Annotated in this window: 12 protein-coding genes; 3 read left to right on the top strand and 9 right to left on the bottom strand. The window is 63.7% G+C overall.

The window, feature by feature from the left end:
- Positions 1 to 16: 16 nt before the first annotated feature.
- Genes amoF through amoC form a run of 4 tightly spaced genes read right to left on the bottom strand, consistent with a single transcriptional unit; the run spans position 17 to position 6,927 of the window.
- A complete protein-coding gene (amoF, locus tag OKC44_RS07755; RefSeq protein WP_270812039.1) occupies positions 17 to 3,133 on the bottom strand; it encodes an amonabactin biosynthesis non-ribosomal peptide synthetase AmoF in 3,117 nt (1,038 codons plus the stop codon).
- The gene (amoB, locus tag OKC44_RS07750) at positions 3,130 to 4,053 is read right to left on the bottom strand and encodes an amonabactin biosynthesis bifunctional protein AmoB (RefSeq protein ID WP_270812035.1); all 924 of its coding nucleotides are present in this window, start codon (positions 4,051 to 4,053) and stop codon (positions 3,130 to 3,132) included. Before amoB ends, amoF begins: the two co-directional genes overlap by 4 nt.
- Positions 4,054 to 4,075: 22 nt before the next feature.
- Complete coding sequence (amoE, locus tag OKC44_RS07745; protein WP_270812032.1) at positions 4,076 to 5,737, bottom strand: amonabactin biosynthesis (2,3-dihydroxybenzoyl)adenylate synthase AmoE; 1,662 nt, start codon at positions 5,735 to 5,737, stop codon at positions 4,076 to 4,078.
- Entirely contained in the window at positions 5,734 to 6,927 is a 1,194-nt protein-coding gene (amoC, locus tag OKC44_RS07740; RefSeq protein ID WP_270812030.1) for an amonabactin biosynthesis isochorismate synthase AmoC, read from the bottom strand. The genes amoE and amoC overlap by 4 nt, the downstream gene beginning before the upstream one ends.
- A gap of 325 nt (positions 6,928 to 7,252) precedes the next feature.
- Here amoC and OKC44_RS07735 point away from each other — a divergent pair, with 325 nt between their 5' ends.
- Positions 7,253 to 7,804, top strand: a complete 552-nt coding sequence (locus OKC44_RS07735) for a lipoprotein (RefSeq protein WP_024944003.1) — start codon at positions 7,253 to 7,255, stop codon at positions 7,802 to 7,804.
- 145 nt (positions 7,805 to 7,949) lie between these two features.
- Entirely contained in the window at positions 7,950 to 9,950 is a 2,001-nt protein-coding gene (locus OKC44_RS07730) for a hypothetical protein (RefSeq protein WP_270812027.1), read from the top strand.
- A 76-nt stretch (positions 9,951 to 10,026) separates the two neighbouring features.
- On the opposite strand, the gene glgC is transcribed toward OKC44_RS07730, so the two are convergent.
- Positions 10,027 to 11,301 carry a glucose-1-phosphate adenylyltransferase gene (gene glgC / locus OKC44_RS07725; RefSeq protein ID WP_011706313.1) on the bottom strand — a complete coding sequence of 425 codons (1,275 nt, stop codon included), beginning with the start codon at positions 11,299 to 11,301 and terminating at the stop codon, positions 10,027 to 10,029.
- Between the two features lie 188 nt (positions 11,302 to 11,489).
- On the opposite strand from glgC, the gene OKC44_RS07720 reads away from it, so the two are divergent.
- Entirely contained in the window at positions 11,490 to 13,130 is a 1,641-nt protein-coding gene (locus OKC44_RS07720; protein WP_011706314.1) for an EAL domain-containing protein, read from the top strand.
- Here OKC44_RS07720 and OKC44_RS07715 read toward each other — a convergent pair.
- From OKC44_RS07715 to OKC44_RS07700, 4 genes are all read right to left on the bottom strand, one after another.
- Positions 13,093 to 13,587 (bottom strand): hypothetical protein, encoded by a 495-nt coding sequence (locus OKC44_RS07715; protein ID WP_011706315.1) that lies wholly within the window; start codon positions 13,585 to 13,587, stop codon positions 13,093 to 13,095. The two genes, OKC44_RS07720 and OKC44_RS07715, sit on opposite strands and share 38 nt — an antisense overlap.
- A 168-nt stretch (positions 13,588 to 13,755) precedes the next feature.
- Positions 13,756 to 14,118, bottom strand: a complete 363-nt coding sequence (locus tag OKC44_RS07710) for a DUF2750 domain-containing protein (protein ID WP_010674427.1) — start codon at positions 14,116 to 14,118, stop codon at positions 13,756 to 13,758.
- Positions 14,119 to 14,305: 187 nt separating this feature from the next.
- Positions 14,306 to 15,610, bottom strand: coding sequence for an inosine/guanosine kinase (locus tag OKC44_RS07705; protein WP_011706316.1), 1,305 nt, complete (start codon positions 15,608 to 15,610; stop codon positions 14,306 to 14,308).
- A gap of 179 nt (positions 15,611 to 15,789) precedes the next feature.
- Complete coding sequence (locus OKC44_RS07700; protein ID WP_011706317.1) at positions 15,790 to 16,182, bottom strand: MAPEG family protein; 393 nt, start codon at positions 16,180 to 16,182, stop codon at positions 15,790 to 15,792.
- Between the last annotated feature and the right edge of the window lie 66 nt (positions 16,183 to 16,248).

Genomic DNA, 16,248 nt, shown 5'->3' with positions numbered 1-16,248 from the left:
TGTTGCTCCTTATCCATCACCACACCATCTCCACGCTCTCTTCGTCCTCGGAAAGCAGGCCGTCGAGGAAACGGCAGAAATCATCCAGCCGAGGGTGATCGAACACGTCAGAGACCTTGACCTGCACCCCGAACTCGGCGCCGAGCCGGTTGACTATCTGGATGGTCTGCAGGGACTGGCCCCCCAGTTCGAAGAAGTTGTCGGCAGGCGCCATGGTGGCGAGCCCCAGGATCTGCTGCCAGATGGCGCCGACCCGGTTCTCGGTCTCGCTGCCCAGGGTCAGGGCTTCGCCGCCCGCCTGGTAGGCGGCCAGCAGGGCCTTGCGATCCAGCTTGTTGGAGCCGGTGCGGGGCAGCTGGTCATAGTGGCGATAGTCGGTGGGGATCATGGCGGCAGGCAGCACCTTGGCCAGCTGGGCCTTGATGACCCGGCTGTCGCGCTCCGCCCCCGCCACGAAGGCCACCAGCCGGCGCACGCTGCCGATGCTCACCCCCTGCACGCAGGCCTCGTCCACCCCAGGCAGGGCCAGCAGCTGGGCCTCCACTTCGCCGGGCTGGATGCGATAGCCGCTTATCTTGAATTCGTTGTCACGCCGACCGAGGTAGACCAGCCGGCCGGCCACCAGGCGCACTCGATCGCCGGTGCGATAGACGGGCAGCTGCTTCGCCCCGACCCTCAGGGTGCCGAAACTCCCCTGCACGCCGCCCACATAGCCGTTGGCCAGCTGCGGGCCGAGCAGCACCAGCTCTCCTTCCTCGGCAGGTTGCTCCCCCGCCCCCAGGATAAGTGCCTGCATGCCGGGCAGCGGCAGGCCGATGGGCAACTGGGTCTGGCTCGGATCTTCCTGCTGCAGCTCCTGGGTGGTCACCACCACTGTGGTTTCGGTGGGGCCGTAGGTGTTGAACAGGCGCACATCGAAGCGCCCCTGGCGTTGCCACTGGGCCAGCTGCTCAGGGTAGACCGCCTCGCCGCCGATGATGACGGTGGCCAGATTGGCAGGAATGTGGGCCTGGCCCGCCGTCAGCGCCACCACCCACTCGTTCCAGAACGCGGTGGGCAGGTCGAGGTGGGTGATCCCCTGCGCTTCTACCCCAGCCGCAAAGGTGGGCATGGATTCCAGCAGGGCGTCGGTGCGCAGCACCAGGGTCGCGCCGGCGCTCAAGGTAGCGAACACCTCCTCGATGCTGGCGTCGAAGTTGAAGGGGGCGAATTGCAGCATCCGCGCGTCTTCATCCAGGTGATAACGGCAGCGGGCCGCAGCGGCGAAGTGATCCAGCGCACCGTGACTGACCGCCACCCCCTTGGGCAGACCGGTCGAGCCCGAGGTGAACATCAGGTAGGCGACGGCGCGGCCGGCGGCCGGCTGGTTCAAGCGGTTATCGCTCACCAGATCCCCCGCCAGCAGATCCCCAACCAAGAGAGTACGCCCCTCAAACAGGCTGGCCAGCTTGTGACGGTACTCGGCCTGGGTGATCAGGGTCTTGACCTCCCCCAGCCGCAGAATATGGCCCTGACGCTCCAGCGGCTGCTCAGGGTCGAGCGGCACGTAGACGGCGCCCGCCAGCAGCACCGCCAGCTGGGCGAAGATGGCCTGGGGAGTGCGAGCCAGCATGACCCCCACCTTGTCGCCGGGGGCGACGCCTACGGCCTGCAGGGCAGCTGCCATCTGTTCGGATCGGGCCAGCAGCACCTCGTAGCTGAAGCGGGCCTCTCCCTGCTCCGTGCTCTGAATCAAGGCGATCTTGTCCGGGGTCTGGGCGGCGAAGTGGCAGAGCGCCTCCAGCACCGGCCGCGTCTTGATCACTTCATGGGTGGGGCCGGCGATCAGGGCGCTGGCTCGCTGCTCGGCCAGCCAGTCGGCCTTGAGCGTTCCCAGGGTTTGGGCGGGCTCGGTCAGCCAGCGCCCCAGCAGGGCAAACAGGGTATCGGCGATGGCGGCCAGATCCCCCTGCCGGTAGCAGCCGGGGTTGGCGTCCAGATCCAGGCGTGGCTGGCCATCGACGCCAACCTGCACCTCGATGGTGAGATCCTCCACCGGGCCGGCGCTGATGTTGAGAATATGGGCAGATAGCGGCCCAAAGCGGCGAGCGTGATCAAACGGCATGATGTTGACCAGCGGGCCGAACAGGCGCTTGTCGCCCCCCACCAGGCCAAGGTCGCGGCGCAGCAGCTCGTAGCGGTAATGCTGGTGTTTGCGCACCCCGCGCTTGGCCTTGGCCACGGCGCCGGCGGCTCCCGCCAGATCCAGCCTCTCTTCGAGCTCCAGAGCAAGGGGAGTGATGTTCATCTGCATGCAGGGCACGGTCAGCGACGCCGAGCCGATGCGGTTCATCATCATCAGGCCGAGCAGGGTCTTATCCTGGCCGCTCGACAGCGACAGCTGGGCAGAGAGGCCGGCCAGCAGCAGATCGGGCCAGCCCAGCTTGTGCTCGTCGGCAAAGCCGGTCAGGGATTGCCACAGCGCCGCCGGCAGCGGGCGGCTCTCGCGGAGAAATTCGGCGGCGATGGGGGCTCGGGATTCGCTGAAGGAGCGCACCTCGGGCCATTCCTTCAACTGCTCCTGCCAGAAGGCGCGGGCGACGGCGTTCTTGCCGCTCTGCTCGCGGCTCGCCTCTTCCGCCAGCACCTCCGCCAACGAGCCAAAAGGCGATGGGGAGTTCATCTCACCGGCCAGCCCCTCTGCATACAGCTCGGCGATACGCTGGAACAGCAAGGTGGTGCCAAAGCCGTCGAGGGCGATGTGGTGCACGCAGCTGTAGAGGTAATCGCGGCCGGGGCCGCGCAGCAGGGCGAAGCGACAGGGCGCCTCTTGGGTCAGCTCGAATGGGCGGCGCAGATCGGCCCAGGCCCAGGCGCGAGCCAGCGTCTCGTCATCGCGCTCAAGGGAGACCTCTTCATAGACCAGGGGCAGCTCGGCCGGGACGAAGCAGACCGCCTCCTTATCGTCTTCGAAATGGCCCTTGAGCGCCTCGCACTCCCCCACCGCCTTGGCAAGGGCTGCGGCCAGCACGGCCGCCTCGACCTTGCCATCGAAGGCGATGCACTCGGCGGTGTTGAACATCGCCTTGTCGTCATTGAGCAGATGACCGGACCAGAGCCCCTGCTGGGGAATGGTCAAGGGGAAGCGGTTCATGGGGTCACCTCCAGCGCCTGGGCTGCCAGCTTGGCCTCGATGAGGCGCCACCAGCCGTTGAGGGTCGGCAGCTTGGCGAGATCCACGAAGCCCAGCTCCACCCCGGCGGCGCGCCACTCGGTGAGCAGGGCCATGATGCGCACCGAATCCAGACCGTAGTCGATGAGGTTCTCGTCGGGGTCAAACTCCCCCTCGTCCTCGTCGATATGGCTCAGCAGCCGCGCCTTGAGCCCCTCATACGTCAGCAACGGATTGGTCAGGAGCGGATTGCTCTGGGCGGCAGAAGCAGAAGCCGGTGCAAGGGCCAGCACCTCCTCGCAGGGGATCACCTTGCCGCAGCGGGTCGCCACGTAGTCCAGCGCCATCTGGTGATCGGCCAGGGAGAAGTCCGCCACCCCGTCCGCCAGGAAGAAGGGTTGGATGTCGCGCATGAAGGCGTCGCAGGCGGTCATCATGCAGCCGATATGGCCGTAGATCCCGCCGATGATCAGCTGATCCCGCCCCAGCGCTTTGAGCATCTGCTCGAGCTCGGAGCGCTGGAAGGCGCTGTAGCGCCACTTGACCAGCACGGTGTCATCCCGCTCTGGGCGCAGCGCCGCGACCACCTGCTGCAGCTCGGGGCTCTTGTTGAGACCCGGACCCCACATGTCATTGAGCAGGGCGCGATCTTCAGGGGATTGATCCTTGGGCTGGGCGGTGTAGAAGACCGGAATGCCGAGGGCCTTGCACTGCTTGCGCACGGCGGCCAGGCGCTCGGTGAGCGCCGCGATCAGCGGGCTGTTTTCGCCATAGAAGGCGGTGAAGTACTCCTGCATGTCGTGGATCAGCAGGGCGGCGCGTTTGGGATCCAGGGTCCAGTCGACCTTGTTGGCCTTCCACTGGCTGGGCATGGCGTAATTGTTCAGGGTTGGGATAGCCATAACGTCATGATTCCTTTTAGTTTTATGCTGTTGTCAGGGGCTGGTTGGCGGCGATGGTGTGCGCAATGCGCGCCCGCAGCCCCTGCTTGTCAATCTTGCCCACCGCCGTCATGGGCAGGGCGTCCAGGGTTTCGAAACGGTCGGGCAGCTTGAAGTCCGCCACCCCACGCTCGCGCAGAAACTTGCGCAAGGCCAGCGACTTCAAGGCGGGATCCGTGCTGACGATGAAGGCGCAGCTCTTCTCCCCCATGGCACTGTCGGGCATGGAGACCAGGGCCGCATGGGTGATGGCCGGGTGGTGCAGCAGCTGGTTTTCCACCTCTTCCGCCGCGATCTTCTCGCCGCCCCGGTTGATCTGATCCTTCTGTCGCCCTACCACTGTGAGGTAACCATCGGCATCCTGTACCACCAGATCGCCGGAGCAGTAGAAGCCCTCGGCATCGAACACCCGGGCGTTGTGGGCCGGGCTCTGGTAGTAACCACGGAAGGTATAGGGGCCGCGGGTGTGCAGAGCGCCAGGCTCGCCGGGGGCGACCGGGTTGCCCGCCTCATCGAGGATGCGCACCTCGTCGTCCAGGCTCATGGGGCGGCCCTGAGTGTGAATCACCTTCTCGTCGGGGTCGTCCAGCCGGGTGTAGTTGACCAGCCCTTCCGCCATGCCGAACACCTGCTGCAGCCGGCAGCCGAGCAGCGGCCCAATCTTGCTGGCCACCGCCTCCCCCAGCTTGGCGCCGCCCACTTGCAGCAAGTCGAGACTCTCGAGCTGAGAGCGCGCAGTGGGATCCGCTTCCGCGGCCTGCAGCCAGAGCGAGACCGCCGGCGGCACCAGCGAGGTGAGATTGATCTGATGGCGGGCAATCAGCGGGAAACAGCTGATGGGGCTGGGATCCGGCGCCAGCACCACGGTACCGCCCGCCTCGAACACCCCGAGTGCCCCGGGGGAGCTCAGGGGGAAGTTGTGGGGCGCCGGCAAGGCACACAGATAGCGGGTATGGGGGCCCAATTCACAGATTTCGTTGCTGCGGCGCACGCTGTACAGGTAGTCATCGTGGGTGCGGGGGATGAGCTTGGGGGTGCCGGTGCTGCCACCGGAGAGCTGGAAGAAGGCCACCTCGTCCGCCGGAGTCGGGCCAGATTTCACCGGCTCACTCTCAGCCACTTTCGTCAACCAGTGGGTCAGCCCCAGCTCTCCTGCGTCGCCATCCAGCAGCACCAGTTCGGCGCCGATGGTTGTCAGCAACTCGCTCTCGCGACCCTTGCTCGCAAACAGCGGATGGGCCAGCGAGCCGATAAAGAGGCGCGGTGTGATCTGCTCGGCATAAGAGAGGAGCTCCAGCCGGTTGTGGCTAAAGAGTGCGTTGACTGGCGCGATGCCGGCCTTGAGCAGGGCGAAGAACACCAGATAGAACTCGGCCACGTTGGAGAGCTGCACCAGCGCTGTGTCCCCCACCCCCAGGCCGTGGCGGGCCAGATTTGCGGCCAGCCGGCTCGAAGCTGCGTCCAGTTCGCCATAGCTGAAGCGGCGCTCGCCGCAGAGGATCGCCTCGGCGTCGGGGGCCAGTTCGCACTGACGCGCCAGCATGGCGGTCAGCGGCTCGCCACGCCAATAGCCCTTGGCGCGGTACTGCCGGGCCAAGGCATCGGGCCAGCGGGTATAGGGCAAGAAGCGGTTGGACTGGGTCATTGCGCTACCTCCAAATCCAGGCCCAGGGCTTTTAACATGGTCCCCAGCTTGGTGCCGGTCTCGGCCCACTCCATGGCGGGATCCGAACCCGCAACGATGCCGGCGCCGGCGAACAGCTCCACCTGATGGCCATCGAGTACGCCGCAGCGGATCACCACGGCCCACTCGCCGTTGCCCTGGCTGTCGCACCAACCGACGATGCCGCTGAACAGGGCCCGCCGGAAGGGCTCCTGCTCGCGGATGAACTGGCGGGCCAGATCGGTGGGATAGCCGCACAGGGCCGGGGTGGGATGCAGCTGGCAGGCCAAGGAGAGCACCGACGCCTCGCCGCCATTGAGCTGCCCGGCGATGGGGGTGCCCAGATGCCAGAGGGTATCCGTGCTCATCAGCGAGGGATGAGCGGGGATCGCCAGCTCGCGGCAGTGGGGCGTCAGCACCCGGCGGATCTCGTCGATCACCAGGCGGTGCTCATGCTGATCCTTGCGAGAGGCCAGCAGATCCCGGGCCACCATTTCGTCTTGCGCCGGTTCGCTTACCCGTCTGGCGGAGCCCGCCAGCGGGTGGGTGAACACCTCTCCCCCGCTGACCCGCAGCAGCAGCTCCGGGCTGGCGCCAAGCAGGCGGCGGTCCTGGCCAAGCGGCAGGGAGAAGTGGAAGGCATGGGGATTCTGGGCCATCAAACGGGCCATCACCTGCTTAGGATCGGCGGGCTGGTGCAGGGTAAGAGTGAGTTTGCGCGACAACACCACCTTGGCGAGCTTGCCTTGGGCAAACGCATCCAGCGCCGCGCTGACCGAGGCCTGAAACTCGCTGGCCGGCGGGGTGCTCTGCACCGAGATGACCTGGTTGGCCTCGACAGCCTGCTCTGTCATCGCTGCTGTCGCCGGCGCCTGTGCCAGCGGGACAGGGCGATCGCCCCGCTCATAGTGGCCGGGCACATAGAGGCAGGAGGCTTCCGCCGGGTCGAACGCGAAGGCACCGATCAGCAGGGGGTTGGCCTGGCCGGCGGCACTGGCCGCTGCCAGCGCGTCGGCAATCTGTTGTTCTAGCAAAGGCCATTCACAGGCGGGGGTGGTGATAGGCTGGCCCAGGTCAGTGGCACTGAGCGTGCCCTGACCCGAGGTAAACAAGAATTCGGGCGAAGACGCAGCCTGGGCAGGCGCGCTATTTTCCATCACAAGAGTATCCACTTTACACCCTCAAATATGATTCAAAATGATAATGATTATCAGTTTGTATTTGTGCGGCGGTAAAATACTCGCTTTGAAATCCCCCGGTCAATGGGATTTTTATGCCGATAAAACTGGAACTTATCTGTGGATATGGCGGGTGCCACGGCTGCTGCGGCCCACCGTGCAGGTCCGGCCAGCCTTGTCCGTATGAACACCGCAGCCAACCCCCCATATGAGGCTGCGACAAAAACCGCAGGCTCGCCGCCCGCGCTGGCAGCGAACGCCATTTCCCCCTAAGATGGCGCCATCTTTATGACCATTGCCTCAACCCACGGGATCCTCGATGTTAAAGCACCTGCTTCTGCTCCCCCTCAGCCTGCTGCTGGCCGCCTGTTCACTGACCCAGTACAACGTCAGCGAAGGGGAGATCAACCAATACCTCAAAGAGAGGGTCGCCTTCGAAAAGCAGCTGGGGATCCCCGGCATCATGTCGAGCAAGATCCGCCTCGATGAGATGCAAAGCCGCATCGGTCGCCGCCAGGCCGACCGGGTCGAACTGGATGCCGCCGGCGATCTGCAGGTAGCGAGCCCCCTTGGCAGCCAGCAGATGAAGATCCGCCTCTCTCTGAGCGCCCGCCCCGACTACGTGGCCGAGCAGGGCGCCATCTACCTGCGCGATCTCGAGCTCATCTCGGTCAAGACCGAGCCGGCCGACGTGGGTACCGCTCTCACCCCGCTGCTGCCCACCTTCAACCAGTCGCTCTCGCTGTTCCTCTCCCAGACCCCCGTCTACCGGCTGGATGGCAGTCGCAAGAACGAAGCCAGGATCAAGGATAAAGTCGAAGCCCTCAAGGTGGAGCCCGGCCGGCTGGTCATCCCCTTCAAGCTGCTCTGACCCCCAACCGCGCCCCTCTTCTCTTCAACTCCAGGGGCGCGGTTTTTTCTTCTCAAGCTTCCCCCTTTGCCTCATAATGCACACCATTCTCATTTAGATTCATGAGAAGCGTCATAATAAAATCAAACATATGGTGAGAAGGGACATGAGAAAAACCGTACTGGTCCAGGCGATCGCTTGCGCGCTCCTGAGCGGCGCCGCACACGCCGCCGTCAAGGTAGAAGACAAGACATTCAACACCGCCGCCAACATGCTGGCCTACACCGAGTTCGAGCTCTCCGGCGAGCCGCTGGCCGAGGCCCTCGGTCTGGATCTGGATGTGCTGGACGCCAACCGCGCCGATGAGCCGACGCCGTTCGACTTCGCCGCCGGCATCGAATCCTACGAATACTCCGAAGAGGCGATGTACGCCCTCAACTATCAATCCGGCATGGGCCCCCATCTGGTGAACGGTCCGCAAAACCAGGCTCGCGGCGGCACCATGGCCTCCCTCGGCCAGCGGGTGCTGGCCATGGCCGATGCGGTCGGTTTCCCGGCCGATGAAGTGCCGCAGGGCATGTATCCCCTCTCCCTGCCCTACTCTTCCGCCAACCCGGAGTTTGCGCAAGCCGTCAACGCCACCCCGGTCAACGGCGACCAGATCACCATCAAGACCGCCAAGGGCAACGAGAAGAGCGTCAAGACCCAGGTACCGGCCTACTTCCGCGACTACGCCACCCTGCGCTGGAGCGGCAGTGACAACCTGCTGGTGCCGGCGGCCGTGGGCGGCATCCTGCTCAAAGAGGTGATGTGGTCTCAGGACTTCCTCGGCGGCATGCACGTGGCCGAGACCGATGAAGAGGTGGAGGCCGCGTCCGCCACCATGGATCAGGACGGCAAGCACAAGCTGGGGGTCTCTGCCGCCGACGGCTTCAACGGCATGATGCTGACCGAGCAGTCCATCGACAAGCTGGCCATCCTGCAGGGTCAGCTCGGCTTTGACGGCAAGCAGCTGGGTGCCAAGATCACCCCGCAGTACGATCCGGCCAAGGGTATCGTCTACTTCCCCCATCAGGTAAAAGTGACCGAGACCGGCAAGAACGAGGTCGGCGCCATCGGCAAGCTCGAGGTGGTAGACGGCTCCGCCCAGCTGCGCGACGCCTGGATGATGCTGTGGCCGCTCTCCGAGTTCTACGCCTTCACCGATCAGCGCAGCGCCAACACCAACCAGAACCCGGCCTTCCACGCCGTGTTCGACGGTGCCCCGTTCGCCGCCGCACCGGCCGCCAACAAGGGCAGCGATGCCGCCAAGCTGGTGGCGGGTGATGATGCCTTCTCCCTGGCACTGAACCTCTCCGGCATGGTGTTCAAGAACCTCAATGCCCTGCACTTCGAGCCCAAGGCCGGCACCCTGGTGGACAGCTGGCAGGCCGGCAAACAGGGCAAGCACGTCACCACCTTTGACGCCGCCTACAGCCTGGTCGCCCTGCAGATCTTCCAGCGCGCCCAAGATGCGCTGCCGGTCGGTTACGCCGCTGGTGACAATGGCGAGCTGAACCTGAAAACCGCTCAGGGCCAGCAGGCACTGGTGCTGATCCGCCAGCAGGCCGACTTCATCCTCGCCAATCTCAAGGGCAAAAATGGGCTGGTGCACGATGGGGTCACCCTGGGTGGCAAGCTCGATGCCGGCCAGTCCATCGATGCGCAGTTTGCCGCCATCCGCGGCCTGACCGCCGCCTTCCTGGCGACCTCGGATGCCAAGTACCGCACGGCGGCGCGCGAGCTGTTCATCGCCGCCGACAAGGCCTACTTCAACCAGAAGGCCGGTACCTGGCTCGCTGGCAAGCAAGGCGAATACACCCCCTGGACCCAGGCCGCCATCTCCGGAGCCCTGCGCTCCGCCATGCTGAACCTGCGCAACGAAGGCGGCGAGAAAGCCCCGGCGCTGGAGCTGGCCCAGCTGACCCAGCGCTACGTGAGCTGGTTCCGTGGCACCGTCAACGGCGGCATGCAGATGGCCGAGTGGATCGGCGACTCCGGCGAAAACGTCATCGAAGGGGCCGGTGGTGACACCGACGAAGATGGTGTCCCGCAAGTGACCGCCGCCGGTGGCAAGCACGGCACCGCCATGGTGATGGCCGCCAAGGCGCTGATCACCGAAAAATAATCAGCCACTCGCTGAATAGAAAAGGGAGCCATATCGGCTCCCTTTTTAGTTGTGGCATCTGGCGTTGGGCGTGACATCACCCCAGCTTGGCCAGCATCTCCTTGGTCACCAGCACGATACCCTGCTCGGAGCGATAGAAGCGGCGGCTGTCCTCGTCGGCGTTCTCCCCCACCACCAGCCCGTCGGGCAGCTTGCAGCCCTTGTCCACCACCACCCGCCGCAACCGGCAACCCGAGCCAATCTCGACGCCGGGGAAAATGATGGCCTGATCCAGGGTGCAGAAGGAGTGCACCCGCACATGGGTGAACAGCACGGAGTTGAGCACGAAGGAACCGCTGACGATGGATCCCCCTGCGAACATGGAGTTGATGGTCATGCCGTGCTGGCCGTTTCTGTCCTGCACGAACTTGGCCGGCGGCGTCATGGTCTGGCTGGTCCAGATGGGCCAGTTCTCATCATAGATGTCGAGCTCGGGCACCACGGAGGCGAGATCCATGTTGGCCTCCCAGAACGAATCCAGGGTACCCACATCACGCCAGTAGGGTTTCTGCCCCTCTTTTGCCCCCACGCAGGACATGGTGAACGGGTGGGCAAACGCCTTGCCCTCTCCCACGATGCGCGGGATCACGTCCATGCCGAAATCGTGTTTGGACTCCTGGTTGTGAATGTCCTCTTCCAGCAGCTGATAGAGGTACTCCGCTTCGAAGATGTAGATGCCCATGGAGGCCAGGGAGACGTTTTCGTTGCCCGGCATGGCGGGCGGATTGGCCGGCTTCTCCACGAAGGCGCGGATCTTGCGCTGCTCGTCGATGTCCATCACCCCGAAGGCGGAGGCCTCCGCACGTGGCACCTCGATGCAGGCCACCGTCACCTTGGCGCCGAGGCGCACGTGATCGAGCAGCATGGCGGCGTAGTCCATCTTGTAGATGTGATCCCCCGCCAGCACGACGATGTATTTGGGGCCGTAGTCACGGATGATGTCGACGTTCTGGTAGATGGCGTCGGCGGTGCCGCGATACCAGTGCACCTCGTCCACCCGCTGCTGGGCGGGCAACAAGTCGATGAACTCGTTCATCTGGTAACGCAGGAAGGACCAGCCGGATTGCAGGTGGCGCAGCAGGCTGTGGGACTTGTACTGGGTCACCACCCCGACCCGGCGAATGCCGGAGTTGATGCAGTTGGAGAGCACGAAGTCGATGATGCGGAACTTGCCGCCAAAATGGACGGCAGGCTTGGCGCGGTTGTCGGTCAACTGCTTCAGGCGACTGCCCCGTCCCCCCGCGAGCACCAAGGCCATACTCTGGTTCAATAGTTGCCGTGCTTTGGCAGTATTTACGGGTTCTAACAACATAATTACCTCTGCCTTGTTTTGGTCCATTTTCGATTCATCTTCGCCTGTTTCCGGCGCCATGAAAGTGGTTTCACTCACATTTAACTGATTTCAATTGGCCCTTTTCCAGGAGTTGAGCGGGATCTCATGCTTTGCGGCGCGAGCTTGGTTAGAATTTCAGCATCAACGACATCATCAAGGATGACACCATGTTGAACAAGCTCGGGAGCAACCAGCTGCTGGTGATCGCTCTCCTCTGTGCTCCCCTGCTGCTGTTGCAGGGGCTCTGGCTCGCCTTCACCAGCACGCTGCTGACCCTGCTTATCATCCTCGCCACCAGCCTGCTCGGCTTCGGCTTGCTGAGCATGCTGACCCTGCGCCTCCAACAGGCGGAGCGCAGCCACCAGGAGCAGGTGTGGTGCCGGGCACTGCAGCTGCGCGACCCCACCTGCCTGACCACCCCCGAGGCCCAGGCCGCCCTGCAGCAACTGCTTGCCCACTTCAACGAGGCCGAGCGCGATGCCCACCGCCAGATCAGCGAGCTGCACAACCAGGCCACCCAGGACGAGCTGACCCAGCTGCAAAACCGCCACGCCTTTCGCCGCGACATGACCGAGCTGCTGCAGCGGGATCAGGACACCCAGACCGCCACCCTGGTGCTGATCCGCGCCACCGAGCTTGGCAAGCTCAACGCCCAGCGCGGCTTTCAGTCGGGGGATGCCTACATCAAGGATATCGCCAATATCATCACCAGGGTGGTGAGCCGCTTCCCCGGCCATCAGGTCTATCGCATCTCGGGTGCCGACTTCGCGGTGCTGGTGCAGCCCGTCGCCAACATCCCGCCCCCCCTGCTCGGGCGGGATCTCAAGATCGCCTTCGATCACTATCAGCAGCAGCATGAACTGGAGAGCGCCGCCTACTCCGGGCTGACCCGGCTCAGCAGCGGCCAGAAGATCGAGGCCATTCTGGCCAGGGCGGATCTGGCGCTGGCCCGCGCCCAGACCGAGACGGTCAACGGCTGGGCCATCCAGCAGGATGACAGCGTGGTGGAGCTGCAGGGGCAGCATCACTGGAAGCTGGTACTGACCGAGTTGCTGGAGCAGGAGCGGATCAGCTTCACCTACCAGCCGATCCAGCCCATGCACCGCAGCATGCTGGCCTACAACGAGATCTACACCCGCTTCAGCAGTGCCGACGGCACTGTGCTGCCCACCGACACCCTGTTCGCCATGGCCCAGCGGCTGGACATGGTGATGCGGCTGGAACAGATGCTGGTGACCCACGTCATGCGCCAGTACCGGGCCTTTGGCTCGAATCAGAGTCGTTGGGGCATCAACCTCTCCAGCAACCTGCTGCAAAACAGCGCCTTTCTGATCTGGCTGGACCGACAGCTGCTCAACGACCCCAACACCAGCGCCAACCTGGTGTTCGAACTGGATGAAGAACATCTGGAGCGCAACCTGACCGGAGCCAAGCGGGTGTTCGAACTGCTCAGGCGCAACGGCAGCCGCTCCGCCATCTGCAACTTCGGCAAGGGGATAGGGTCATTCAACCTGTTTCGCGAGCTCAAGCCCGACTACATCAAGCTGGATCCCGCCCTCATCACCGGGCTGGAGCAGGATCTGACCAACCAGCAGTTCGTGCGGATGATCGTCGACGTGTCACACCGGATGGGTTGTCAGGTGATTGCGGAAGGGGTGGAGCAGCTGGGTCAGAAGCAGCTGCTGCAGGGCATGTATGTGGACGGGCTGCAGGGCTATCTCATCGCCAAGCCCCAGCAGCTGCGGCCGGATATCAGCCAGCTCGGGCTGTTTACTGAGGATGCTTCAACTTCAACAGAGTCAGAATGATGTCGTTGAGCTGGCGATAGCGCTCCAGCTCCTTCTGATCGTAACGGGTCGCCAGGGTGGTGGGATTGTGGCGATTCTTGAGGTAACGGTTGATCTGCAGCCGGTTGAAACCCGCCACCTGATAGACCTGCCCCAGCAGGGCATTGAGCTCTTCGTGTTCAAGACCGGCCTTGGCGAGGTAATCCTCCTGGGCCGGGCTCTCCAGCTGGCAGTTCTGCTTGGCGATGCGGCCGGTCTCCTGCAGATAACTGAGCCACTGCTCCAGGTAGAGCGGCTTGCAGCCCGCCAGCAGATTGAAGAAGCCCACCGCATCGCAGCGGCAGTCGGTCAGCAGCAGTACCGCCAGTTGATCGTCATCGCAGCGGAAGGTGACGGGGCCGCTCTGCCCCCAGTCCAGCGCCTGAACCCGGATCTCGGCTCGCGCCCCTGCAACGCCGGTGACGTCGAATACAAACATGGCTCCTCCCGCTCGGCAAAAGGTTGATGATGGACCATCCCTCTGACGGGTGCAAAGCCAAATCGCCTTTTCATTCAGTATTCTGCAAGCCGGCCATAAAAAAACCGACATCCTCGCGGATATCGGTTCTCGTCAGACGGGCCAAGACCCGGCTCAATGCAGTGTGGTTCAGGCGTCCAGTTCCACCAGCGCCTTGGCCAGCTCGATGGGCTCGAGCTCCTGCCCTTCCAGATCGGCGTTCCAGTTCGGGCCGACCAGCACGTCGTCTTCGTCCAGATCGTTGATCCAGATGTCGAGAAACTCTTCCAGCTCGATCACTTCCGGCTCGTAGTCGGCCCACTCGTCCACGCAGTGCAGGCGAGCATCCCCTTCGGCAGACCAGAGCGGCATCACGTCGGCATCTTCGAACTCGGCAGAGCGGCAGACGACCCAGTCTTCACCGTAACGCAAGCCCCATACCTGACCCGACTCGCGGACTTCTTCGATGAACAGTTGGAAATTGGCGTCAAGATTGTCAGTTAACTTACTCATGGGGCTCTCTCTCTATCGGGTGCTGCGGCCACGGCAGTGCCGAGTGGCAATGCGGTGGCCAAATGGTGTCGCAAAAGTGACATGGACTCAAGCATCTTGGGGTTTATCACACAAAAAACTGCCCGCGGCCGGGTTTTACCTGACAAAACGCCTCCCGAAGGAGGCGTTTTCAGCGCAAGGGGCGGGATCAACGCTCCCAGTACACCTCTTCCAGGCTGTCTTCCTTCTCCGGCAGACCGCGCGACAAACGCGGGCTGCTCTGGGCCAGCACCTCGTAGCTCACCCGGTTGGCGTACTTGCACACCTGGGAGAGCGAAGAGTAGGTGAGGAACTCGGCCACGTGCTTGGCGGAGTTGGGCACGGCGCTGCGGTGATAAGCGTTGGCCACCATGTCGTGCAGCACGGCGGAGAGTGCCCCGTCCCCTGCCCCGTTGGTGTTCTTGATCTTCTCCGGCCCGCCCATGTAGGGGGAGATGTGGGAGTAGATACGCTTGGGCACACGGCAGCCGCTGCGGGTCATGGGGCGGCTGAACTCGTACATGTTGAACTCGGGGATGACACCGGGCAGCAGCGGCAGCGTGGTTTCGCGCTTGAAGTCCTCTTCGGTGTAGGCCGCCATGTAGAGCCCCACCGGCCCTGCGGTACAGAGCACCATGTCGGCCCAGTCCAGCGCCTTGTCGGCGGCAGCCAGCGGATCGGAGAAGCCGGTCAGGGCTTCGCCCTCTTCCTCGTTCATGGCGAGCACGGTGACGTTCTCGCTGATGAAATCGCGCCACCACTGGGGGTCTGACTCGATGACGAAGCGGGTACCCAGGGTCAGCACCACCGGCACACCGGCCTCGCGGGCATAACGCACCGCGGTCATGGCCGCGTCCTTCATGGGGGTGCCATCTTCACCGCGCACCAGGTAGGCGGTGATGACCAGGGCGGAGGACTCCTTGATGATGGTCTCGGGGATGTGGGCCACATCCAGATGATCCATCTTGCCGGCGTTGATGCCAAAGCTCCGTTCGCCCCCTTCGGTGATGAAGGTGAAGCAGCGGCCGACCGGGCCGTCTACCGGCTGCAGGTAGTCGAGGTTCACCCGTGACGAGGTGTTGCACAGGTAACGGTAGGCGTAGCTGCCGATGCGGATGTCCTGGCTCATGACGCCGAGCAGGATGGAGTGGGAGTCCGCCAGCACCGAGTAATTGTGCATGGTGTTGCCGATGGTGCCGCCGGCAAACTCGCTCACCACCATGTTGTTGCTCTTGAGCTCGTCGTAGATCTGCTCGGCCACGTCGTCGGAGATGAGCATGGAGTGGCCGCGGCTCAGGCCGTAACGCTCGAGAAATGCCAGATCAACGTGCGCCTCGATGTCGACCAGCGTCTGGTCAATCCCGACCACATAGGCCTTGCCCCGCTCCGCAAGCACCGCGCTCTGGGAGATGAGGGGATCACGACGATCCACTGGAAAGTAGTGTTTGGACTTGCGCTGACCGGGAAATTTCATGGCAATGTTCTTGTGCTCTGGGGGAAAGAGGGGCGGGATTTTAACACAATCCGCCGCGCCGAAAAGTCGCCTGATTAAAATATGAAGTCAGTATAGACACGGGCTGCAGAGGAAAACGTTTACCAAAACCCATCAAAAAAACCACCTCGCAAGGAGGTGGTTTTTACCGCGAACAAGACTCAGCCGGCGGCAAGCCCCTGTGCCAGCGCCAGCACCGAGAAGAGCCCCAGCGCCAGCCAGAACAGCAGGGTGCCGACCAGCCTCGGCAGGTTGGGTGCCTTGGGGATCTGGATGCCGATGGCATGCAGGATCCGCCCCACCAGCAGCGCCAGGCCGCCGGCATGAAGCCAGAAGGCCCCGACGCCCGCCAGCTCGCACAGCGCCATCAGCAGCAGGGTGAGCGGCACGTACTCGGCAAAGTTGCCGTGGGCCCGGATGGCGGCGCGCATCTCGGGCGCCTCCCCTTCCCCTATCATCACCTTGAACTGGGCCCGGCGCTTGACCACCCAGAAGGAGAGCAAGAGGAACAGCAGCCCCAAGAGGCCGGCGTAAATCAGGGTGATATGCATCATGGTGAAACTCCTTCTCCTTGGACAATCAACGATCAGAGCCCCGCACCGATGAGTGGTGCGGGCAAT

The sequence above is a fragment of the Aeromonas sp. S41-2 genome (assembly GCF_027705845.1).
GTDB classification, from domain to species: Bacteria; Pseudomonadota; Gammaproteobacteria; order Enterobacterales; family Aeromonadaceae; genus Aeromonas; species Aeromonas hydrophila.
Note: the sequence above shows the minus strand (reverse complement) of the source record. Positions and strands in the feature narration are given on the sequence as shown.